At 36.2% G+C, this 20,845-nt stretch carries 24 protein-coding genes; 11 read left to right on the plus strand and 13 right to left on the minus strand.

Annotation, left to right across the window (positions count from 1 at the left end):
* Positions 1-15: 15 nt before the first annotated feature.
* On the minus strand, positions 16-486 hold the full coding sequence (locus BALOs_RS11740) for a hypothetical protein (protein WP_114705404.1): 471 nt from the start codon (positions 484-486) through the stop codon (positions 16-18).
* Positions 473-1,768, minus strand: a complete 1,296-nt coding sequence (locus BALOs_RS11745) for a hypothetical protein (protein WP_133296858.1) — start codon at positions 1,766-1,768, stop codon at positions 473-475. Before BALOs_RS11745 ends, BALOs_RS11740 begins: the two co-directional genes overlap by 14 nt.
* A gap of 193 nt (positions 1,769-1,961) precedes the next feature.
* On the opposite strand from BALOs_RS11745, the gene BALOs_RS11750 reads away from it, so the two are divergent.
* Positions 1,962-2,846 (plus strand): serine protease, encoded by an 885-nt coding sequence (locus tag BALOs_RS11750; protein ID WP_114705406.1) that lies wholly within the window; start codon positions 1,962-1,964, stop codon positions 2,844-2,846.
* Positions 2,847-2,848: 2 nt separating this feature from the next.
* Here BALOs_RS11750 and BALOs_RS11755 read toward each other — a convergent pair whose 3' ends face one another.
* The gene (locus BALOs_RS11755) at positions 2,849-3,322 is read right to left on the minus strand and encodes a CarD family transcriptional regulator (RefSeq protein ID WP_114705407.1); all 474 of its coding nucleotides are present in this window, start codon (positions 3,320-3,322) and stop codon (positions 2,849-2,851) included.
* 162 nt (positions 3,323-3,484) lie between these two features.
* Between BALOs_RS11755 and BALOs_RS11760 the strand changes: the two genes are divergently transcribed.
* Positions 3,485-5,488 carry a urocanate hydratase gene (locus BALOs_RS11760; protein ID WP_114705408.1) on the plus strand — a complete coding sequence of 668 codons (2,004 nt, stop codon included), beginning with the start codon at positions 3,485-3,487 and terminating at the stop codon, positions 5,486-5,488.
* Between the two features lie 39 nt (positions 5,489-5,527).
* Here the strand turns inward: BALOs_RS11760 and BALOs_RS11765 are convergent, their stop codons facing one another.
* Positions 5,528-5,782, minus strand: a complete 255-nt coding sequence (locus tag BALOs_RS11765; protein WP_114705409.1) for a hypothetical protein — start codon at positions 5,780-5,782, stop codon at positions 5,528-5,530.
* A gap of 278 nt (positions 5,783-6,060) precedes the next feature.
* Here BALOs_RS11765 and BALOs_RS11770 point away from each other — a divergent pair, with 278 nt between their 5' ends.
* Positions 6,061-7,029 carry a DMT family transporter gene (locus tag BALOs_RS11770; RefSeq protein WP_114705410.1) on the plus strand — a complete coding sequence of 323 codons (969 nt, stop codon included), beginning with the start codon at positions 6,061-6,063 and terminating at the stop codon, positions 7,027-7,029.
* A 16-nt stretch (positions 7,030-7,045) separates the two neighbouring features.
* Here the strand turns inward: BALOs_RS11770 and BALOs_RS11775 are convergent, their stop codons facing one another.
* Positions 7,046-7,300: a hypothetical protein gene (locus BALOs_RS11775; protein WP_114705411.1), complete on the minus strand. Its 255-nt coding sequence runs from the start codon at positions 7,298-7,300 to the stop codon at positions 7,046-7,048.
* 219 nt (positions 7,301-7,519) lie between these two features.
* Positions 7,520-8,014: a peptide-methionine (S)-S-oxide reductase MsrA gene (msrA, locus tag BALOs_RS11780; RefSeq protein ID WP_114705412.1), complete on the minus strand. Its 495-nt coding sequence runs from the start codon at positions 8,012-8,014 to the stop codon at positions 7,520-7,522.
* A 37-nt stretch (positions 8,015-8,051) separates the two neighbouring features.
* Here msrA and BALOs_RS11785 point away from each other — a divergent pair, with 37 nt between their 5' ends.
* The 4 genes from BALOs_RS11785 to BALOs_RS11800 are packed head-to-tail and all read left to right on the plus strand — an operon-like array spanning position 8,052 to position 11,162.
* Positions 8,052-8,573 (plus strand): TrmH family RNA methyltransferase, encoded by a 522-nt coding sequence (locus tag BALOs_RS11785; RefSeq protein WP_114705413.1) that lies wholly within the window; start codon positions 8,052-8,054, stop codon positions 8,571-8,573.
* Positions 8,574-8,579: 6 nt separating this feature from the next.
* On the plus strand, positions 8,580-9,572 hold the full coding sequence (locus tag BALOs_RS11790) for an ATP-binding cassette domain-containing protein (protein WP_114705414.1): 993 nt from the start codon (positions 8,580-8,582) through the stop codon (positions 9,570-9,572).
* The gene (locus BALOs_RS11795; RefSeq protein ID WP_114705415.1) at positions 9,565-10,362 is read left to right on the plus strand and encodes an ABC-2 family transporter protein; all 798 of its coding nucleotides are present in this window, start codon (positions 9,565-9,567) and stop codon (positions 10,360-10,362) included. The genes BALOs_RS11790 and BALOs_RS11795 overlap by 8 nt, the downstream gene beginning before the upstream one ends.
* Positions 10,362-11,162 (plus strand): ABC transporter permease, encoded by an 801-nt coding sequence (locus BALOs_RS11800; RefSeq protein ID WP_114705416.1) that lies wholly within the window; start codon positions 10,362-10,364, stop codon positions 11,160-11,162. Before BALOs_RS11795 ends, BALOs_RS11800 begins: the two co-directional genes overlap by 1 nt.
* 38 nt (positions 11,163-11,200) lie before the next feature.
* On the opposite strand, the gene BALOs_RS11805 is transcribed toward BALOs_RS11800, so the two are convergent.
* The gene (locus tag BALOs_RS11805; RefSeq protein ID WP_120405274.1) at positions 11,201-12,787 is read right to left on the minus strand and encodes a methyl-accepting chemotaxis protein; all 1,587 of its coding nucleotides are present in this window, start codon (positions 12,785-12,787) and stop codon (positions 11,201-11,203) included.
* A gap of 148 nt (positions 12,788-12,935) precedes the next feature.
* Complete coding sequence (locus tag BALOs_RS11810; RefSeq protein ID WP_120405275.1) at positions 12,936-13,286, minus strand: Kazal-type serine protease inhibitor family protein; 351 nt, start codon at positions 13,284-13,286, stop codon at positions 12,936-12,938.
* A 102-nt stretch (positions 13,287-13,388) separates the two neighbouring features.
* Between BALOs_RS11810 and BALOs_RS11815 the strand changes: the two genes are divergently transcribed.
* Complete coding sequence (locus BALOs_RS11815) at positions 13,389-13,748, plus strand: hypothetical protein (RefSeq protein ID WP_114705419.1); 360 nt, start codon at positions 13,389-13,391, stop codon at positions 13,746-13,748.
* A gap of 47 nt (positions 13,749-13,795) precedes the next feature.
* A complete protein-coding gene (gene rlmN / locus BALOs_RS11820) occupies positions 13,796-14,800 on the plus strand; it encodes a 23S rRNA (adenine(2503)-C(2))-methyltransferase RlmN (RefSeq protein WP_240406501.1) in 1,005 nt (334 codons plus the stop codon).
* On the opposite strand, the gene BALOs_RS11825 is transcribed toward rlmN (BALOs_RS11820), so the two are convergent.
* Positions 14,780-15,157, minus strand: coding sequence for a thiol-disulfide oxidoreductase DCC family protein (locus tag BALOs_RS11825; protein ID WP_120405277.1), 378 nt, complete (start codon positions 15,155-15,157; stop codon positions 14,780-14,782). The two genes, rlmN (BALOs_RS11820) and BALOs_RS11825, sit on opposite strands and share 21 nt — an antisense overlap.
* 133 nt (positions 15,158-15,290) lie before the next feature.
* Here BALOs_RS11825 and BALOs_RS11830 point away from each other — a divergent pair, with 133 nt between their 5' ends.
* The gene (locus BALOs_RS11830) at positions 15,291-16,544 is read left to right on the plus strand and encodes a hypothetical protein (RefSeq protein WP_120405278.1); all 1,254 of its coding nucleotides are present in this window, start codon (positions 15,291-15,293) and stop codon (positions 16,542-16,544) included.
* Between the two features lie 34 nt (positions 16,545-16,578).
* On the opposite strand, the gene BALOs_RS11835 is transcribed toward BALOs_RS11830, so the two are convergent.
* Positions 16,579-17,352, minus strand: a complete 774-nt coding sequence (locus BALOs_RS11835) for a dienelactone hydrolase family protein (RefSeq protein ID WP_120405279.1) — start codon at positions 17,350-17,352, stop codon at positions 16,579-16,581.
* Between the two features lie 51 nt (positions 17,353-17,403).
* On the opposite strand from BALOs_RS11835, the gene rlmN (BALOs_RS11840) reads away from it, so the two are divergent.
* Entirely contained in the window at positions 17,404-18,450 is a 1,047-nt protein-coding gene (gene rlmN, locus BALOs_RS11840) for a 23S rRNA (adenine(2503)-C(2))-methyltransferase RlmN (protein WP_120405280.1), read from the plus strand.
* Here the strand turns inward: rlmN (BALOs_RS11840) and BALOs_RS11845 are convergent.
* From BALOs_RS11845 to BALOs_RS11855, 3 genes are all read right to left on the minus strand, one after another.
* Complete coding sequence (locus BALOs_RS11845) at positions 18,447-19,448, minus strand: ATP-grasp domain-containing protein (RefSeq protein WP_120405281.1); 1,002 nt, start codon at positions 19,446-19,448, stop codon at positions 18,447-18,449. The two genes, rlmN (BALOs_RS11840) and BALOs_RS11845, sit on opposite strands and share 4 nt — an antisense overlap.
* Positions 19,445-20,452: a putative zinc-binding metallopeptidase gene (locus BALOs_RS11850; protein WP_120405282.1), complete on the minus strand. Its 1,008-nt coding sequence runs from the start codon at positions 20,450-20,452 to the stop codon at positions 19,445-19,447. Before BALOs_RS11850 ends, BALOs_RS11845 begins: the two co-directional genes overlap by 4 nt.
* Positions 20,453-20,527: 75 nt before the next feature.
* A complete protein-coding gene (locus BALOs_RS11855; protein WP_114705427.1) occupies positions 20,528-20,839 on the minus strand; it encodes a winged helix-turn-helix domain-containing protein in 312 nt (103 codons plus the stop codon).
* Positions 20,840-20,845 lie beyond the last annotated feature (6 nt).

A 20,845-nucleotide genomic window follows, 5' to 3' on the forward strand; every position in this document is an offset into this window, starting at 1 on the left:
TTTTTGGAGCCTTTTTTATTTTTGACATGATTTTAATAGAACGAGTTTTTCAGGTGGTTCAATGACCATTGCACATCCCCCAACCTTCTGAGACTTAGAAGTTGTATTTAACATAAAAGTAATTGTATCTTTAACAACACTACTATTACCTTTTGTATCAACCACATTTACCTGATAAGAAGCTCGATATTGAAAAATCTCTTTATCAATTAACTCGACCTTCTCTATTTTGATATTCGATTTTGAATCTAGAATATATTCTAAGTTTTTAGGATCATCATAATCAGGATCATGATTGAAACGATATTCTTTAAACTCTTCTTTTAAACACTGTTTTTTTGCACCTGTAATAAGACGAATTCCACTCATTTCGATAGAAATTAAATCCTTTGCAACTGTCTTTGGATCTTTATTCTTTGGACAAAGATCACTTGCACTTACAGATATAAATAAAAAGGCTGCTATGAGTATTTTAGTAACCATCATTTAGCCTCCTTTCTCCAAAGCACTGATTAATACATTCTTCACCCTTGAGTTTACCATAGTCTTCATAATAACAGGCAGGGTTGCCAGAATCATGACGAAGAATACTAAAACGTCCACTTCTCATCTTTTGTGAAGAAGCTCTTCCCTGCACTAGTCTCGTACAGGCCGTTCTTGCTTGTGCCAGCAAATTATTGAACATTGTTGAACGCTTAGTTGCATGAATCCTAGCTGAGACTCTTGCTGGCCCATAATTATTTAGGGCACCACTGTGAATATATGTAAAATCAAAATCATTAATCGTTATCGAATTACAGCTATTTGATTCTGCGGCACCGCGAATCCCAAGAGGGTCAGGCCCTGCTGTATCCACCATAAGAACATGGCTTCCCTTTAAATTTATAATATCACCTGACTGAATCGAATATGGAAGATCAAACTCCACAGGCTTTACACACGAATCTGAATTATCTGAAGCGTAATGAAGAGATGTCGTCGTCAGTGAATTAAAGTCACGATCTGATTTATTAAACTTTAATCCTTCCGCTGCAAATGCGGCCGAAATAAACTCAGAACAATCGATACCAGAAGCTTGAACATTATTTTTTGCAACACCTTGACCTCTTGTAAAGAGATTGATTTCACGACTTCTTAGTCCCTTTCTTGAACCATAGCCATAAACAGGAGGCCTCTGAGTTGTATCAATACATTTTTCCGAAGGAAATTCAGGGTCTTTATCCAGCTGACTTAATATTCCATGAGAATTAACCATTGCTTGCCTATTAGTAATAACTCTCTGCTTAAAGTCACTTCCATCAGTCAAGGTTGCAGGACGAGTAGAGACACCACTAAGCCTTGGTGTCGTTTCATCCATAACAAAATCAATTGCATCACAACTTTGATATATCGTTGCTAAGACTCGTCTGGCACCCATCGAGCCTCGCGTATACATAGTGCCATATGCATAATCCTTATCTGCTTCATCGATATTACACTGTCCGGTAAACGACAAGCTTTCATTAATATAGTTATTAACTTCACTAGATGAAGGAAAATTTGTATAATCATCAGTAAGATCTTCCATCGCCTCTTGTGATGATCTGTCTTTAATTGGCCTTCCATCCGGACCAATGACATCATCAACAGCATCAAGAATATCTGATTCTTTATAGATACGTTCGGCCATCATCTGAGATTGACCATTTTGAATTTGGTCACCAGTCATCTGACATGACGTACTCACGGCCAAAATTATGAATATAGAAATAATGTGTTTTAAACTCATCTAAGTTCTCTCATCTCGGTAACTTATCGGTAAATTTCACCATAACTTTAAATGTAATATCAATAACTTATTAACTTCACTCAATAGTATTCATGGGATGTAAGAACTTGTTACAAATTACTCATGACGCTACCCTGTACTTTTTACACATAACGTTGATAGAAGGATGCACGCACAAAAATAAGGAAAGAAAATGAATTTTAACTTCAATGTATTACTCACTCTTACTCTACTTCTATCATCTGTTAACACTCTTGCTATCGATAAGGTTGTTTACGGTGAAGATAATCGACTAGATCAATATGAAGTTATGAATCAAACAAAGCTAGATCTTCAAAGATCAACTCTAGCAATGATACCAAAAAACAAATTAAAGAAACAAAAAAATCAAGACTCAGATACATACAAGGCCATCGACTCTAAAATCAACCTTTGTGAAGGCGAAAGATTTAATAAACAAGTCGACGTTGCAGACTGTTCAGGCTTTCTAATTGAAAAAGATGGAAGACAATATGTTGCAACGGCAGGTCACTGTGCAACTTCAGTAACAGATTGCTACGATAATTACTGGGTTTTTGATTATTCAAAAAAAGATCCTCGCGACGATGCTAGAACAATTGAAGCAAAGAATGTTTATTCTTGTAAGAGAATTGTAGTACAAAAACTTAGCCGTTACACAGGTGAAGACTTCGCCCTAATTGAATTAGATAGAAGAGTTGAAGATCGTGCACCACTTGAATACCGAACGAAGAAATCTGAAAATATTAGAAAAGGTGAAAAAGTATTTGTTATTGGACACCCATCAGGTCTGCCTTCAAAAGTAGCTGCAGGAGCCTATGTACGTGATGATAGCGACTTCTATAGCTTCGAAACAAACCTAGATACATTCTCTGGGAACTCAGGTTCAGCAGTATTCAACGAAGAAACAGGAATCGTTGAAGGAATCCTAGTTCGTGGAGACGAAGACTACAAATACAATGCTCGTAAAGATTGTTACGAAGCAAATGTTTGTAAAATGGGTAGCTGTGGCGGTGAAGAAGTATTCAGAATGAATAGAATTCTCTACCTAGGAAGATAAAACTATAAAGAAAACTTACCTTCCAAGCAAGAGTTCACACGTTCTTTTGCTTGGTTGAGATCCTCATTAAAAACTGCTCCAACTTCAATCGATAGATTCTCAAGTAGCATTTCAAGGTATTTCGACTCTGCTGCGCCTTTGTCACTAATTTGAAGTAGCTGTTGAATATTAGTTACAAAAGTATCGATATCTTGTTTTTGAATATTAGACTTAAAGAAGTTAATACGATCCTTTTTAGAGTCAAACTCTAAAGGCTTACTCTCTTCAGTAATACGATCAAGAGTTTTACTTAATTCATTTTCAGAACTTAAAGGGCGAAAAGCATCTTCTTTTACCGTTGGAATCATTGTAGTTGAGCGACCTTCAGTAGACTCAATAATATAAAACTCTGCACCACTCATATCTTTAATTTCTGTTATAACACCAACACCAAAGTTTATTGATACTACTTCTTGTCCGATTTCTAATTTTGGCATAATTCCCCTTTCGTTAGATAATTATTATATCACACTTGAATTCGATTTTCTCTAAGGCATTTGATTCGTAACGAGACACGTCAAATGACACCATTAGCTTTCTAGATAATGAGTAAAGTGATATAAGCCTTTTAATATACATAAGTACAAGGGGTATTAAGAGTGAATAATAATTCTTTTCAACAGGCAATATTAGAAGGTATTCCTAAGGTTTTACCAAAATATAAGAAATATGAAGAAGATATTAACCACGCACCTAAGCGCAAGAAAATACTTAATCAAGAAGAAGAGAAGCTTGCCCTTAAAAATGCACTACGCTACTTCCCAAGTGATTTACATGCTGAACTAATTCCAGAGTTTAAAGAAGAGCTTGAAAAGTACGGTCGTATCTATATGTATCGCTATCGCCCTGATTATAAAATTCATGCGCGATCGATTGATGAGTACCCTCACAAGTCAAAACAAGCAGCGGCCATCATGCTAATGCTTTCAAATAACTTAGACTATGCTGTAGCTCAACACCCTCATGAGCTAATCACTTATGGTGGAAACGGTGCCGTTTTTCAAAACTGGGCCCAGTATCTTTTAACAATGCAATATCTTGCGACAATGACAGATGAGCAAACACTCGTTCTCTACTCTGGTCATCCAGCAGGATTATTTCCATCCCACAAAGATGCACCAAGAGTTGTTGTGACTAATGGAATGATGATTCCAAATTACTCAAAGCCAGATGACTGGGAAAAATTCAATGCACTTGGAGTAACTCAATACGGACAAATGACAGCAGGTTCATTTATGTATATTGGGCCACAAGGAATTGTTCACGGAACAACTATCACTGTTTTAAATGCTCTAAGAAAAATTTCTAAAGAGGCCGTTACTGAAACAGCTGGTAAAGTTTTTGTTACTGCAGGACTTGGTGGAATGTCTGGAGCGCAACCGAAAGCCGCGGTTATCGCAGGTTGTATCGGTGTTGTTGCGGAAGTCAATCCAAAGGCCGTAAAGACTCGCCATGAGCAAGGATGGGTTGATGAAGTTTTCACTGATCTTGATGAGCTAATGGCAAGAATTAAAAAAGCACAAGATAATAAAGAAGCTGTCTCCCTTGCTTACCAGGGAAATATCATTAACCTTTGGGAGAAGATTGCTGACAGTGATCTTCATATTGATATTGGCTCTGACCAAACTTCTCTTCATAATCCTTGGGCCGGAGGTTACTACCCTGCTGATCTTTCATTTGAAGAATCAAATGAGATGATGGCAAATAACCCAGAACAATTTAAAGTTGAAGTTAGGAAGAGTTTAATAAGACACGTAAACGCGGTTAATAAACTTGCAGATAAAGGAATGTACTTCTTTGACTACGGAAATGCATTCTTACTTGAAGCATCTCGCGCAGGTGCTGATATTATGAAAGAAGGATCTACTGAAGACTTCAAGTACCCTTCATACGTTCAAGATATCATGGGCCCAATGTGCTTTGACTATGGCTTTGGTCCATTTAGATGGGTTTGTACTTCTAGCACTCAAGAGGATCTTGATTTAACAGATCAGCTTGCAACAGAAGTTCTTGAAAGACTTATGCAAGAGTCACCAAAAGAGATTACACAACAGATGCAAGATAATATTACTTGGATTAAAGGTGCAAAAGAGAACGATCTTGTGGTTGGTTCAAAAGCACGTATTCTTTATGCAGATAGTGATGGAAGAATTGAAATCGCACTTGCCTTTAATAAGGCCCTTCGTGAAGGAAAGCTTAAGGCACCAGTAGTTCTAGGTCGTGACCACCACGATGTTTCAGGAACAGACTCTCCTTTTAGAGAGACATCAAATATTTATGACGGCTCTCGCTTCACAGCTGATATGGCCGTACAAAACTTCGTTGGTGACTCATTTAGAGGAGCAACTTGGATCTCTCTTCACAACGGCGGAGGTGTCGGTTGGGGTGAAGTTATGAACGGTGGTTTTGGAATGGTTCTCGATGGAAGCGAAGATTGTGATCGCCGTATTAAGTCAATGCTATTTTGGGATGTGAATAACGGAATTAACCGTAGAAGCTGGGCCCGTAATGAAGGTGCAACTTTTGCAATTAAGAGAGCGATGGAAAAAGAGCCTCTTTTAAAAGTCACTCTACCAAATCTCGTTGATGATAAGTTATTATAATAAAAAAGAGAGCTCCCATAAGGGAGCTCTACTTTTATTCTATGCCACAGCTCGATAGTTAAGGCTAAAGGGGTAATATATCTCCTGGGCATCTTTATTAATTATATCTTCGACCAAAGATATAAATTCAAATTCATCTAATCCATTTAAGGAAGCAGCAGTCCAAATTGGTGTTAATTTCTCTGAGAATAAATCGGCATTAAAATCACCATCAATCGTCGTTTCTAAATAGATACCTTGAACTTCATTTCTTGCTTCATTTAAAAATGTTTGCTTAAAATTATCTTTTTGCATTAAACGTCCCCTGAAAAAATAAGTAGCGTGTACTTCATTTCTACAAATCTATTTTGCTACAATTTTTAAATACTAATAATTTTTTTGGATACTCGTTTAATTTCAAGTACTTCTGAAGATGAACAATAAATGATCTTTGCTTTTGTCAAAAAAATTTCGTCACTTTTTCATGGCACCAAACAATTTCAGTTTAAGCCCTTTCAAAACTAACGATATCGTTAGGCTTTTGTCGCTCTTTTCCCATTGTTTTCTATTTCAATTCAATTTATATTGGCCCCATGAAAGGTATAATTCTTCTAAGTATTGCATGTGCGATTTGGGGTATGGGCTTTGCCGGAACTCGCTTTACTCTTGTTGACTATTCACCAGTATGGTCAAATTCTCTACGCTATATTTTTGCCGGTCTTTTCGCTTTATTAATCCTTCTCTTTAGAGGTGATTTTAAAAAGTTATCAAATAACAAAGATGAAGTTATCGGTGGATTAGTTTGCTCAGCGCTACTAATGACTGCTCTTCAACTGCAAACAGTTGGGATTGCACTAACAACAATGGCCAAATCAGGCTTCTTTACAGTCTTTTATGCCGTTATTACGCCAATTATTGCGGTTATCTTTCTTGGACAACGTGTTCGTAAAACCTTCTGGCTCCTTCTCATGACTTCAATGCTTGGGATTATGATGATGAATGGTATGGACTTTAATAATTTTAATATTGGTGATGGTTTTGTCATCGTATCAGCAGTCTTTTTCTCTCTTCATATTATAGCAACAGATCGCTATGCAAATAACGTGGATGCAATTCGTTTTAACTTTCTCCAATGTATCTTCATGGGGATTATGGGATTAGTTTTTGCTCTAATTTATGAAGGAGCAACAAGTCTTGAAGTTCTCTACTCTGCAAAGGCGCTAAGCTTCCCTTCTGCACTATGGGGATTCTTAATCGTCTCTATCTTTTCATCACTAATTGCTTTTTCTCTACAAATAGTTGCACAAAAAACAATCCCTGCTCATATTGTAGGTTTAGTCTTTTTAAGTGAATCAATTTTTGCGGCCTTATTTGGCTACCTATTCTTTAAAGAGACCCTGGACCCTACGGCCATGTTAGGAGCTTTTGTCATTGTAATCTCAGTAGCTCTTGTACCGCGTTTCACTAATATTAAAAAAGAAGATGATAATTCAGATGGTGTTTTTGATGAAATAGAAAATACCGGGGTATCGTCTGTTGTCAACGATACCCGAGTATTATGAAAGTAAAATACAGCAATTAAGCTGCAAGCGGTATATCGTCAGTGAATGGGAAAACGACGTTATCAAAGTAAGTTGGAATAATTTCAGAAACTAAAGTTGAAAACTCATCTTCAGTTAGTCCATTTATTTGGGCATCGGACCAAATAATCACTAATTTCTCATTAAAGACGTCACAGTTGAACTCGCCTTTAATTTTTGATTGAGAGACGATTGATTTAATTTCATCTCTTGCATGGGCAATAAAAGTCTCTCTAAAGTTTTCAATATTCATTTATAAACTCCTCTTCCTTCACTCATGATTGTTGAGCTATTAACTATTATGCGCAAGAAATGTCGAATTCTGAGATAATCTTTACTTTTATGTGATTACAGTACTCTATCTACTGCAACTGGGGATGAGTCGTAGTTAATTTATTTATTGAACATGATCGCGATTGCCTAGAACTTGCGCCACTGTCAATAAAAACATGAGCTTATATTCTCAACAATTTTAGATGAGACAAGATGTTAAACCCTTCTTCTTCAAATATTTTTGATGATATTCTTCTGCCTTTACGTAATTTTTAAATGCTTCTAATTTAGTTACAACGGGATTTGGGAAGCGATTACTTTCATCAAGCTCTTTTATGGCCTTTTCACCTTGAACTCTCTGATCCTCATCCAAATAGAAAATTACACTTCGATATTGGCTACCCACATCTACTCCCTGACGATTAAGTGTCGTAGGATTATGGTTTTTAAAGAAGACATCCAAGAGATTTTCAAATTTGATGACATTAGGATTGTAGGTAATTTTAATGACTTCAGCATGGCCAGTTGTATCAGTACACACTTCTTCATATGTTGTTTGATCCGACTTACCACCAGCATAGCCAACTTCTGTTTCAACTACTCCAGCTAACGTTCGGAAGGTCTCTTCAACACCCCAAAAACACCCTGCGCCAAAAACAGCTATTTGATTTTCATTTGATGTCTCATTGCTCATTGCAAACCTCCGATTTATTTCGTAATTTATCCCAAGTATGAGCAAGAAAACAAGAAAATTCTTAGAAAAGAAATTAGAGAAAGAACTAGAGATAGCCAAAGAAAAAGCTGTTCACGGACAACATAAAATTATTATTGTCTTGGACCACTTAAAGGGTGGCTTCAACATAGGAAAGATCCTTAGGTCATGTGAAATATACAGTATTTATGAAGTCCACATTGTTGGAACGAAGTTCTTCGATGTCACAATTGCAAAGGGCGCTCTTAAAAGAGTGAAAACATTCTTTTTCAATGAGATTGAAGAGTCAATTGAGCGAATAAATGAACTTGGTTACACTCCTCTCACTCTAGATTCAAAAGCAGAAACATTTCTAAATAAATGCGACCTTCCACAGAAGTCAGCATTTATCTTTGGTCACGAAGAATTTGGGCCACTGAAAGATATGCCAGGAATAAAAAGGTTAAAAATAAAGCAATACGGTCTAACTGAATCTTTAAATGTTTCAATAGCGGCAAGTATTGTTATGTACGAATACACAAATCAACACGCAAGCGAGTAATTAAATATGATTGAAACAAATGGCCTCACAAAGAAATTTGTAAGTTACAAGAAAGAAGAAGGTTTTAAAGGTAGTGTAAAGTCTTTCTTTAATAGAAGCCCCATTACAAAATATGCAGTAAAAGACTTCAGCTTCAAAGTCGAAAAGGGTGAGATCAAAGGTCTCTTAGGTCCAAACGGTGCCGGTAAAACAACTCTTATGAAGATGTTAACTGGTATCATCGTTCCCTCTGATGGAGAGGTTTCAATTGCAGGTTATAAGCCGTGGCAAAGAGATAAAGAATTCCGTAAGAAAATAGCCCTTGTTATGGGGCAAAAGTCGCAACTATGGTGGGATATTCCGGCCATGGACTCATTTAAGTTACTTCAAAAATATTATGAAATACCAGATGATATGTTTAAGAAAAAACTTGGCTATATGGGAGAGCTTCTTGATGTAACGGAACTTTTTCATATTCACGTAAGAAAGCTTTCTCTCGGTGAGCGTATGAAGCTTGAACTAATGGCCTCTCTTTTACATGAACCAGAAGTTTTATTTCTCGATGAACCAACTATTGGACTTGATCTTGTGGCCCAAGAAAATATGAGAAACTTCTTAAAAGAGTATCACGCAAAAAATGACCTATCGATTATTTTAACATCGCATTACATGGCCGATGTACAAGCACTTTGTAAGGACCTTGTTCTTATTTCAAAGGGACAAAAAGCATACGATGGGCCTCTAAAGAATTTGGAGAGAATTCTTGGTGATAAGAAGTCTGTTTACTTTAGCTTTGATAAATCAATTGATAGCAATGAAGAGTTTTGGACTAAGCTAGATTGTGATTTCTTTGATCACAATACAAGTGTTGAATTGAGAGTAGATAAAGAGGAGCTATCACAATTATCCTCTGCAATTCTTTCTAAGTATCCAGTTATCGATTTTCATACAGAAAAGCTTCCTATTGAAAAAGTAATGAAAAAGATTATGGCGAATCCGGAGATCTTAAGTAATGTCTAATCTTATTAAGTGGTGGCAAACAATTAAAATTTCCGTAGTGAAGTATACGGCATATCGCCTAAACTTCTTTTTACAAATTATTGGACCTGCTATTGTCTTCCTATTTATTAAATACAATCTTTGGACGGCAATTTTTGAAAGTACAGGTCTTGATACTATTAAAGGCTATACTCTTAGTGCAATGTTAACTTACCACGTATGGGCCTTTGTTGTCTCACAACTTGCACAAGGCCACACTGCTCTAAACCTAGCACTTGATATTAGAATGGGAAGAATATCAACTTATCTCATCTACCCTTTTAACTTCTGGGAGTTCCACACGGCATCATTCATTGGATTTCAAATGATTCAATTATGTGTCACAGGTTTTGCAATATTCTTCTTTTCTCTTGTTGGAATCCTACCAAATATAGACTTTATAACTCTTTTAAATGGAGTTGCCGTTTGCCTCTTTGTAAGTCTATTTTGGTTTTCTCTACAATACCTAACTGGGGTTATGGCCTTCTGGCTTGAAGAGACATGGATCCTAAGGGTTATGCTTCAAATGATCACAGTATTTTTATCCGGAGCAATTATTCCTTTAGAACTCTATCCAGACTTCTTTAGAGAAATTCTCATGTACACACCATTCCCTTATCTAACCTACTACCCGATTAAAGTCTTCATGGGTGAGCCAGTTAGTTACTCAACGTTCTTTAGCGTATTAGGTCCTTGGCTTATAGGTGTTAGCGTAATCTGTACATTAGTCTGGAAACGTGGAATTAAACTTTATACGGCAGCGGGGATGTAATGAGTTTTAAAAACGAATGTAAACACTACTTAAGCGTTTATTCAAAGTTTGTCTCGACAAGTACTTCAGTAGCAATGAGCTTTCGTACTAGCTTTGTTCTCATGATCTTTATGGATCTCTTTTTCTTTGCTTCAGCATATTTCACACTAGACTTTATCTTTGATCACGTTGATCAAGTGAAGGGCTGGAACAGAGATGAATTCATGTTATTTTTGACATATATGCTTTTAATGGATTGCTTTCATATGATTATCTTTAGTCAAAACTTTTGGCGCTTTAGTGATGATCTAAAATCTGGTCAGCTCGATTATACAATCCTACGACCTCTCAACTCAATTTTCAGTGTCTTCTTTCGCTATGTACGCCCATCATCTCTTCCGACATTGATTCCAGCGATCTCTATATTTTGCTACTACGCTAATGCCAACGGCTTTACTTTAATACAATGGCTTCTTGTGCCCCCATTACTTATCCTATCATTAACATTACTAGCAGTTATTGAATTCGTTATAAGTTGTGCAATGTTTTGGCTTGTTGAGGGTGTTGGAATAAATTTCTTTAGAATGCAGATGCAACAATTATCACGTTGGCCAGATCTAATCTATGGAACAATGACAAAGAGAGTTTTTTCTTTCTTTATTCCAATTCTGCTAATTGGCTCTGCACCAGTACGCTTCCTACTAGATATGAGTAAGTGGCACTACCTTCTGATCATGGTAGGAGCAACGATAATCTTTTGGTTTGTTTTAAAGATACTTTGGGAAAAAGGCCTACAAGTCTATGATTCAGCCTCTTCGTGACAAAGGAAGAGTACTCATAAACTTGAGGCCAGATTATTTTAGGCAGCTTTGGGGGCCGCTTCATCGCCAAGTATGGCAGTTTCAATTTCATCAATTGATTTATTAACGTGAACAACTTCATTTAAAAGTTTTCCAGCAACTTTAGACGCTTCCTCAGCAATACCAGTATTAGATCTTGAAGACAGATCAATACTTGAGATAGAGCTTTGAAGCTCTTCAATACCTTTTGCTTGTTCAAAAGTGGCAGTTGAGATCTCGTTAATGGCCTTTGTAACATCATCAACACTTTCAACAATACTCTCTAGAATATCACCACATTCTCCCGCAACCTTAGTTCCAGAGTTAACACTATCTCTAACTTTTGAAACAAGTGAATTAAGTGTTTCATTAGATTCAGTAATCATACGATTTACTTCTTTTACACTTGAACTAACCATTTCAGAGATATCAACAGAAGCGTGTCCACTCATCTCAGCAAGCTTACCGACTTCTTCGGCAACCACTGAGAAACCTTTACCAGACTCTCCTGCCCTTGCAGCTTCTACTGATGCATTGAAAGAAAGAAGTTTTGTTTGAAAAACGATATCATTAATAACCTGTGTTCTTTCTTCAATTTGTTCAATTAGACTAATAATCTGCTGCATCTTTTCTGTATTTGAGCCCAACTCTTCAACCATCTCGACAATATCGCTATCAATTCCATTCATTGAATCAATCATTTTCTTAACGATCTTCTGTCCAAAAGCAGCTTTATCTAAACTCTCTTTTGCAAGTTCAGTCGACTCTTGAGCATTATTTGAAGTCACCTTTATCATGGAACTTACTTGCTCGATTGCCGCAGAAGACTCTTGTAGAGAAAGGTCTTGGTTTCGAGAAGAAGACGTTAGATTATTTGACGTAAGTGAAATATTATTTGCACTTTTAGTCATAAAATTTGAGCTCTTTGTTAAACGCTCAAGAGTTTCTCTAATGCGTAAAGAAATCTTATTAGCATAAACAACACCGGCACTAAGACCTAGAATCACCCCAACAATTGATACAATGAGAAGTGTATAATTAAGAGAGCTTACAGTCTGATTAAATGCGGCCGCAGAAGTTACGACTTCTTGAGAAATCTCTTTAGTGTAAAGATCCAAGGCGACTTGATAGCTTTCAGCGGCCTCTGGACAATGTACATGAAAGATTTCTAATAATTCTTTCCTTGCTTTAACACTTCCGTCTTTTGCCAACTCAATAGCTCTAGCACCAACCGCTTTAAAATTTCCCCACTCTTTTTCAAGGTTGTTAAAAATTTCTTTTTCATTTTCATCGTGGAGTTTTGACTTTAATTTCTTGGCGGCAGTATCGTATTTTGCAATCATCTCAAGAGTAGAGTTAATCGCAGCCTCACTTTCTGAGGCGGTATTATCCTCAAGCCCTAATGTACGAACAGCAATTCTTGTTTTCTGATAGCTAACATCCATTTCGTTGAGAAGAATACTGCGTGGAATAATATCGCGACTAAATTCATGAGACTCATCGCTCAATTTTGAGATTCCAAAATAAGATACAGTACTAATCGAAATACTAACAATTGATAAAAAGACACATAGTAAAATTAATTTAAACTTAAAACTTTTGTTCATTTATCACCCCTAGTTAATTCAACTATCGGGCAATAACATCAATAACTTAAACTTCGTTTCTATAGTTAACCTTAATTCAACTGTTAACCCTGCAAATTTAGCTGTTAATCTTCTTAATTAAATAATGGCCTTTTATAAATAAAAAAATCTAGTGTGATTCTATCTTGTCACAGGCCCCTTGATGCTTAATTGGTACACCCTTGCATCGAGCATTACATGAGCTGCCATAAGTTTTTCCATCAACACCACAAACAGGTTTCCAAATCATAGGACATACACAAGTAGATGGTTTAGGCGGAGAAACATGAGAAGGCTTATTTTTCTTTTTTTCAACAACTTCACAAGCACCATTCTTTATATCAGTTGCTCCTGAAGACTCTGCCATACAAGCATTTGTATAAGTAACTCCATTGGCACAAACCGGAAGGTAATCTTTTGAACAAAGAAGAGCATATATTTGAAACTGAGATAAAATTAAAAAAAGAGATATTATTTTCATAAATAAATTATAACACAAAGGCTTCAAATGGCCTTAATCTTGGAATTTCATGCGCATCATGTTAATAATAATGCCCTAAACGACTAGAAAAAGGATAAGTACATGGAAAACTTTATTGATCAAATTATCAAAAATTTAAGTGCCAATGGTTTCCCTCAAAAGAAGGTTTCTCTACCAACAGAGAAAATGTATGAAATCGCAGATTCAAAAGGTCTTAGTCTAAATAAAGTTCTCGATGAACTTCGTGAAAAAAAGATGATCGGTAGTGAAATTGGCCCAGAAAAAATCATCTTCTCAATGGAGAAGTTTGAGAATCAAGAAGATATGTATGCAAAGGCACAAGAGATGATGTCTCAAATGTCACCTGAAGAAATGCAAAAGATGCAAGAGATGGTTCAAAATATGACACCAGAACAGCGTGAACAAATGATGGAACAGGCCCGTAAGATGGGGATGCTCTAATAAAGTCATTCTTTAGCCTCCCACTTTCACAACTAGAGTCCTTTGTAATTGAGCATGGGTTTACAAAAGTCCATGCTCAAACAATTTATACTCAAGTTTATAAACATAGTAAGAAGTCGTTTCACGAAATTGAAGGCTTACCAAAGAAGCTCTACCCTCTTTTAGAAGATAACTTTATTTTTGATTTTCTTGAAATAGCAAAAGTTCAAGAGTCTATTGATGATAAGACCATTAAGTTACTTTTTAAGCTTAGCGATCGACGCACAGTTGAAACTGTTTGTGTCCCCTTTCAAAAGAAGTACACTCTATGCCTATCTTCTCAAGTTGGCTGTTCAATGAAGTGCTCATTCTGTTTTACAGGAACACAGGGCCTTACTCGCTCCCTTAAAGAAAAAGAGATCATTCTTCAATATATTCAAGCGTATAACTTCATTAAAGAAAAGTTTAATGGCCATCAAGCGGCTCCTAATATTGTCTTTATGGGCCAAGGTGAACCACTTCATAATATTGAAGAAGTAGCACAGGCAATTTCAATCCTGAGGATAAATGAAGGTATGGGCCTAGGTCCAAGACAAATCACTCTTTCAACAGCAGGCTATTTACCAGGGATAAAACGCTTTAAGGAATTAGGTAGTATCAACTTTGCTCTTAGCTTCCACTCACCATTTAATGATGAAAGAAGTGAACTTATTCCATTAAACAAGGCTTACCCTATTGAAAAACTAATTGAGGAATTAAAAGGCCTTAAACTTATGAAGCGCCAATACCTTACTTTCGAGTACCTTGTTATCAAGGACTTAAATCATAGTAAGAAGCACTTAGAAAAGATTGGAGAGCTTTTAAAAGGAATGCCTGTTATCTTCAATCTCATTCCATTTAATGAATTTCCTGGTGCCCCTTATAAAAGGCCATTGATGGAATCTGTTGAAGAATTTAAGGCTGGCCTAATGGAGCTTGGCTTTCATGCAAAAATAAGAACGACTAAAGGAGATGACATCCTGGCGGCATGTGGTCAGCTCACATCTGAAGAGCTAGAGGAAGCGCTCTGCTAAGCCAGCTTCAGGAATAGGACAGACATCAAGTTCTTCCCCAATAATATAACGATTCTTTGCTATAAACTGATAAATTCCATCACGAATGAAACGCGGGATAAAACGAAAAAGTTTAAAATATGTATGACCCAGTGTCACCATGATATTAATCGCCGCATCAGACTTCGTTGAAATCTTACCATCTTGATAGAAAACGACAGTTGATAAATTCTTAACGAAATCTTGTTCTAGATAATTTAGCGCCTTCTCATCTTGGAGATGACAGAATTTGATCCGTTTCTTACGATCAATTCGATAAATAAATTTGATGATGCCATTACAAATCAAGCACTTACCATCGAGAAAGACGATATTCATGGTTTATATCTTACACTAAAGTCCTTCAATAATCTAAATTGTAAAAATTATATTGAGACACATACTGATACATAGTTCATCTTTCTTATGCTAGATTTTGGCCAACATTAATCAAATATTTGAGAGAGAATTTATGAAGAACGCCCTACTTCTAACAACACTAGTATTTACCTTAGCTGGTCTCACTTCTTGTGGTGATCGCTCTTCCCTATACGACAACACTGGCCCTACATTAAATAGCCAAGGCCTTGGTGGAGTCTCAATTGCATCAGCTCTAAATGAAGCACCTTTTGTATGTGATCGATATTCAAAAGATGGATGTATAGATGAAGTCTTACTTATGGGTAAATTAAATCGTGGGCGACTTCAAACATGTGCATCGTTCTTTGTTGGTGATAACTTAGTTGCTACAGCAAAGAAATGTCTTCCAAGACAAGAAAGAGATCAATCATTTGGAGACTGGATGGCATCTGCATGTAAGCAAATTGCTTTCAAGGATTTAAAAGGCTTCACTTACACATGTGACTCAATTGAAAACCAAAAATATTCTGAAATTGTTCTAGTTAATACAAAACAAAAAAGTAATGTTGGATTCCTAGAAACAACATTTGATGGTGTTAAGTTTGGAGATAAGAATAAAACTTTTGAAATAACTTCATTCTCAAGAGGTGGAACAACAAATTACGCACTCTCAGAAGGAAAGTACACTCGAGCAAAGAAAGAATGTAAAGGTATTACAAATTCACTACTTACTACAATTAACGGAACAAAAGATTCTAAGAACTTTGTTCTTTCTAATTGTGCAATCGACTGGAACTCAACAGGTGCTCCAGTAATTGTAGATGGAAAAGTAGCTGGTATGCTTCATGGAAAGATTGAAGGTGATGCTGATTTCGGTGCAAAAGTAAGTGAAAGAGACGGTGTTGCTCTTGCTGAAAACTTTGCATGTCAAACAAAGTTCAATCCTTCAACTCCAGCAGACTGTAACCTACACCATGATACTCACAAGCGTAATGCTCTAACTAACTTAATTCAAGAAGCGCTTGTAAATAATGGTTCAACTTTTGAATCTTCATTAAAAGATATTACAATTTTTAGAAAAGATGGAGATCTATTAGTACTTGAAACTCAAAAACCAGCTCTATGTTCTTCAGTTGGAGACACAGGTAGCTTCCAAGCATGTAAGGTTAAGCTTCCAATGAAGAATAAGTTCTTATCGATCATTGATATTGAAAATGTTGCTCTTGATTGTGAAAGTCCTGTAGCAATAAATTGGAAAGCTGTTAATTATAATGATGAGCTAACAAGAGCACTAAGCTTTGATGATTTAAGTCTAAATGGTTATCACACTGATTTAAACTTTAAGAAATTAAATTCATGTCTATAAGTAAAAAGGCCGTCTTATTGACGGCCTTTTTTATTTAAAGTGTATTTTGTAAAAACTCTCTCATCATCTCCCAAGATTCTTTATCCGCTTTTTCATTGTAAGCTAACGGTAAGTTAAACTTCTTTCCTTTTTCTGTCGCAGCAGGATTAGTAAAAGCATGAGTGGCACCTGGAAGGTTCACAAACTTCATGGAAAGTTTCGAATCTCTAATAACATTCTTAAAGCTCTTTATATCTTCTTTTGAAACAAGTGGATCATCTGCACCATTAATTACAAGTAATTTAGCTGTTGATCCCTTTTTTACTGTCTTTATTCCACCTAGTGAACCATGAAATGAAACCACTGCTTTTAGATCTGCTCCTTGAGTTGCATTAAAAAGAACTACTGCCCCACCAAAGCAATATCCTATTGCACCTATTCTTTCAGAGTCGACACTTTCTTGCTTCTTTAAAAGTTCTACCGCAGCATTAAACTTTGCCTTTAACAATTTAGGATTGCTAAAAGCCTGCTTTGAAAATTTCATCGCATCTTTTGGATGCTCAGCAGTTTTTCCATCACCATACATATCAAGAGCAATAGCATTATAGCCAAGATCAGCTAATTGATCGGCCCTCTTTCTGGCATAATCATTATGTCCCCACCATTCATGAACAACAACAATACCAGGGCGCTTATCATCAGCGCTTCCATTTAGTGCCATATAACCTTTGAAATTCTGTTCTCCTACTTGGTAGTCAACATCTTTCGTTGTGACTGATGAACAGCTTACAAAGCTGAATAAGAACAAAATAGGTAGTAAAATTCGCATTATTCCTCCTTAAAGATTGACTGGCCCAATGCAATTGGTTAATTATGCATTATGACAAAAGATAGCTTATATAATTTAACTTTAGAAAGTTTCCCATATGATGAAGCAAAAATCATGGGAAAGTGGGTCTATAAAAAGTTAAATTTCAACCCTGACACATGGGAGCATGCGCCAAGAGTGGTACGTGAAAAAGCTAAGGAATATGACCTTTCTTTACTCAAAATATTATGGCAAGGCCTGTCAAAAGATGGGACGAGAAAGTTTCTCCTAGGTCTTAAAGATAAGAATTCGATTGAAGCTGTTTTAATAGAAAGTGAAAATGACAAGCGACTACGATCAACTCTTTGTATCTCATCACAAGTAGGCTGTGCAATTGGCTGCACCTTTTGTCATACTGCCACCCAGGGCCTTACAAGACATCTGACGACAGCTGAAATTGTCGGTCAATACTTAACTGTATCAAGCTGGATGCGCGAGAATGTAGATAAAGATTATCAAATCTCAAATATTGTTTTTATGGGCCAAGGTGAGCCTCTTCATAATTTTGAAAATGTTAAAAAGGCCTGCTACCTCTTAACTGATCCTTTAGGAATTGCCCTTAGTAAGAACAAGGTAACTATCTCAACATCAGGATTAGTACCCAAGATTAAGCAATGGGAAGAGCTACCGGATGTGAATGTTGCCATTTCACTACATGCAATTAGAAATAACCTACGCTCTGAGCTTATGCCAATTAATAAGCGCTACCAAGTTGATGGCCTACTTGAGGCATTGAAAACAATTCCTGTTAAAAACTCTCGACGTATCATGTACGAGTACTTACTCATTAAAGATCTAAATGATACTCAAGAAGATATTGATGGCCTCATTGAAAATCTGCCTAAAAAAGAATCAAAAATTAATATTATCCCTTTTAATGAGTACCCAGAAAGTAAGTTCAAGAGACCAAGTGATGAACACATTGAATGGTTTCAAAGATCACTACAAGCAGCGGGACTAACCTGTACGGTACGAGAAACAAAGGGCGATGATATTTTAGCAGCTTGTGGACAATTAAAGACTCAGTACGAAAAGCTCAATCTTCCTAACTCAAACTAATTAACTAGTTTCGTTATTAACTTTTTATAGCTTATCCCAGCTGACTCTGCAGCCATCGCAAACTCATCTTTCATGGCGATATTTGGATTTGGATTGGCCTCAATAATATATGGGATCCCATTTTCATCAACACGTAAATCAATCCTAGCATAGCCATTTAACTCAAGAACTTTATATGTTCGCTTACAGATTTTTATTATTCGCTCTTTAACTTCTTTAGGAATATCTGCTAACTCAATATCGATACCTTTTGATTTGCGATACTTCATATTCCATTTGGCCTTCTCTGAATAGAGTTCAAGTTCAGGCTTATCAACTTTGTTAAAACGAAGTTCAAGAATTGGTAGAATCGTTAATCGTTTATTACCGATAACTCCCACAAAGAATTCACGACCTTCGATAAATTCTTCAACAATGACCTCTTCTTCGTATTTATCCATGAGATACTTAATACGTTCAAGTGCCTTCTCTTCACTTTTTACAATTGAAGCTCCACTAATTCCTAATGAAGCATCTTGGTACAAGCACTTAACGATTAGTGGGAACTTCAACTTCTTAGAAAGCTTCGTTTTTTTACGATTTTTAAAGACTTGAAATTGTGGTGTTTTTATTCGGTGATATGAAAGAAGCTTCTTGGCCATGGCCTTGTCACGTGCAATCATTAATCCTCTTGGATTATTACCTGTATACTTAACTTTAAGTAGCTCTAAGTAGGAAACCACATTTTGATCAAAGAGAACGTTACCATTGAATTCCTCAAGTAGATTAAAAACAATATTTGGTTTGAATTCATCGATGGCCTCTCTAAGAGGCATTAAGTCAGAATAAAGACCTACGACTTTTACGTTATGACCAAGACTCTTTAAAGTCTTAATAACATTGTATTCAGTAATCCAAGGCTTATATTCAAACTCTTCCCGTGCTTCCTCCTCCTTAGAAATATCTTGAGGTGGAATTAGATCTGAATGGACAAGTACGAGAACTTTCTTTTTACTCACATGATAATCCTGTCGCGGCCCTCAGTGAAAAACTTTTTAGTATGACTTAGCAAAAGTTTCTCTAAGTTTTGAGTTCCTCTTTCATTTGGAATATATAGCTTCTTAACCGAAGTGATATTCTCCAAATCTTTAACAACAGAATCTATTTTATATTGATATGTATTAGTCTTCAAGGCGATGTTTCTAATTAACTGCTGGCGATTATTTTTTAGAACAACTCTTAAATCTGTTCCAGTTGTTGAGTTATCATTTAAGTATGACTCAATATGCTTAAGACTTCGTCTCGTTAAAGACTGCTTACGTAGTCTCTTCTTCTTAAGCTGAAGATACTCTGCAACAGTTAATGTGCTCTCCTCTATCGAGTCGACTTCTTTATAAAAAACGACATTTGGCTTCTTACCGCGTAAACTCTTCATTTGAGAATCAACGTATTTAAGCTTTGTTAGAGCTGGCCAGTTTTCATATATATTTCTCCAATTTGATCTTGGAGTTAGCCAGGTTGCAAATGTTTCTGCAAAGTCTTCCTCAGGATGGGCCTGAGCATAATGATCTTCTAAGTGATATACATAATTCTTAGAGAAAACTTTAGGAATATATGAATTTGGATAACGTTTATCATGATCACCAAAGATACTCTTTCTTCTTTGCTCGTCTTTTAAAAAGTAGGCATTATCCATAACATGCCCACATTCGTGTCGCATAAGCTTCATAAACCAGTCACGAGTTTCACCTTCGACATGACCGATGTACTGTCTTTCTAATGCTATTAAACGTGGGTGCATTAGAGTAAATGGTATCGCAATTCCAGAGATAGAATCAGGACAAAACCAATCATCACTAAGCCAAACCTTTGGTCGAACTAATAAATTCTTATTTTCTAATTCCTGATTTAGCTGATCTAAACAATTTGAAAAAATACTCTTATCAAATGAGATATCGAGTTCCCATAATTGGGCCCCCAATATATCTCTTTGATTAGAATTTTCTAAATTTAGTTTCTTCATTTGCTCTTCCAGTTAAGGGCCGATTATAGCTGTAACTGGAAGAAATTAAAGAAGAAAAGCCTTGGCATGAATTATTTATAAGTCATTAATACAGACTTGGCCGTTACGATTAATCTTGAGCTTAAAGTCGACTCCCTCGATCTTTGCTCGAATATGAGAGAGATGCGTATTTATCGTTTTATTGGTCACAACGACAGGTCCCCACGCTCCCATTACTAATTCTTCTAATTTGTAAATTCTCTTTCCCCCTGAGATTAAAAAGTAGAGAACCTTATACTCTGTTTTTGTTAAAGCTACCTCATTATCTCCAACATAAACCTTCTCCTCTTTGTGGTTAATCCTCAGGTTTCTAAATCCTACCCAATCATTCTGGATAATAAATGTCATATTTTT

This window comes from Halobacteriovorax sp. BALOs_7, assembly GCF_003612895.1.
Classification (GTDB): domain Bacteria; phylum Bdellovibrionota; class Bacteriovoracia; order Bacteriovoracales; family Bacteriovoracaceae; genus Halobacteriovorax_A; species Halobacteriovorax_A vibrionivorans.

Excerpts from the sequence above, each read along its gene's own strand:
- BALOs_RS11740 (WP_114705404.1), bottom strand. The coding sequence starts at position 486 with ATGATGGTTACTAAAATACTCATAGCAGCCTTTTTATTTATATCTGTA.
- BALOs_RS11745 (WP_133296858.1), bottom strand. The coding sequence starts at position 1,768 with ATGAGTTTAAAACACATTATTTCTATATTCATAATTTTGGCCGTGAGT.
- BALOs_RS11750 (WP_114705406.1), top strand. The coding sequence starts at position 1,962 with ATGAATTTTAACTTCAATGTATTACTCACTCTTACTCTACTTCTATCA.
- BALOs_RS11755 (WP_114705407.1), bottom strand. The coding sequence starts at position 3,322 with ATGCCAAAATTAGAAATCGGACAAGAAGTAGTATCAATAAACTTTGGT.
- BALOs_RS11765 (WP_114705409.1), bottom strand. The coding sequence starts at position 5,782 with ATGCAAAAAGATAATTTTAAGCAAACATTTTTAAATGAAGCAAGAAAT.
- BALOs_RS11770 (WP_114705410.1), top strand. The coding sequence starts at position 6,061 with ATGAAAGGTATAATTCTTCTAAGTATTGCATGTGCGATTTGGGGTATG.
- BALOs_RS11775 (WP_114705411.1), bottom strand. The coding sequence starts at position 7,300 with ATGAATATTGAAAACTTTAGAGAGACTTTTATTGCCCATGCAAGAGAT.
- msrA (WP_114705412.1), bottom strand. The coding sequence starts at position 8,014 with ATGAGCAATGAGACATCAAATGAAAATCAAATAGCTGTTTTTGGCGCA.
- BALOs_RS11785 (WP_114705413.1), top strand. The coding sequence starts at position 8,052 with ATGAGCAAGAAAACAAGAAAATTCTTAGAAAAGAAATTAGAGAAAGAA.
- BALOs_RS11790 (WP_114705414.1), top strand. The coding sequence starts at position 8,580 with ATGATTGAAACAAATGGCCTCACAAAGAAATTTGTAAGTTACAAGAAA.
- BALOs_RS11795 (WP_114705415.1), top strand. The coding sequence starts at position 9,565 with ATGTCTAATCTTATTAAGTGGTGGCAAACAATTAAAATTTCCGTAGTG.
- BALOs_RS11800 (WP_114705416.1), top strand. The coding sequence starts at position 10,362 with ATGAGTTTTAAAAACGAATGTAAACACTACTTAAGCGTTTATTCAAAG.
- BALOs_RS11805 (WP_120405274.1), bottom strand. The coding sequence starts at position 12,787 with ATGAACAAAAGTTTTAAGTTTAAATTAATTTTACTATGTGTCTTTTTA.
- BALOs_RS11810 (WP_120405275.1), bottom strand. The coding sequence starts at position 13,286 with ATGAAAATAATATCTCTTTTTTTAATTTTATCTCAGTTTCAAATATAT.
- BALOs_RS11815 (WP_114705419.1), top strand. The coding sequence starts at position 13,389 with ATGGAAAACTTTATTGATCAAATTATCAAAAATTTAAGTGCCAATGGT.
- BALOs_RS11825 (WP_120405277.1), bottom strand. The coding sequence starts at position 15,157 with ATGAATATCGTCTTTCTCGATGGTAAGTGCTTGATTTGTAATGGCATC.
- BALOs_RS11830 (WP_120405278.1), top strand. The coding sequence starts at position 15,291 with ATGAAGAACGCCCTACTTCTAACAACACTAGTATTTACCTTAGCTGGT.
- BALOs_RS11835 (WP_120405279.1), bottom strand. The coding sequence starts at position 17,352 with ATGCGAATTTTACTACCTATTTTGTTCTTATTCAGCTTTGTAAGCTGT.
- rlmN (WP_120405280.1), top strand. The coding sequence starts at position 17,404 with ATGACAAAAGATAGCTTATATAATTTAACTTTAGAAAGTTTCCCATAT.
- BALOs_RS11850 (WP_120405282.1), bottom strand. The coding sequence starts at position 20,452 with ATGAAGAAACTAAATTTAGAAAATTCTAATCAAAGAGATATATTGGGG.
- BALOs_RS11855 (WP_114705427.1), bottom strand. The coding sequence starts at position 20,839 with ATGACATTTATTATCCAGAATGATTGGGTAGGATTTAGAAACCTGAGG.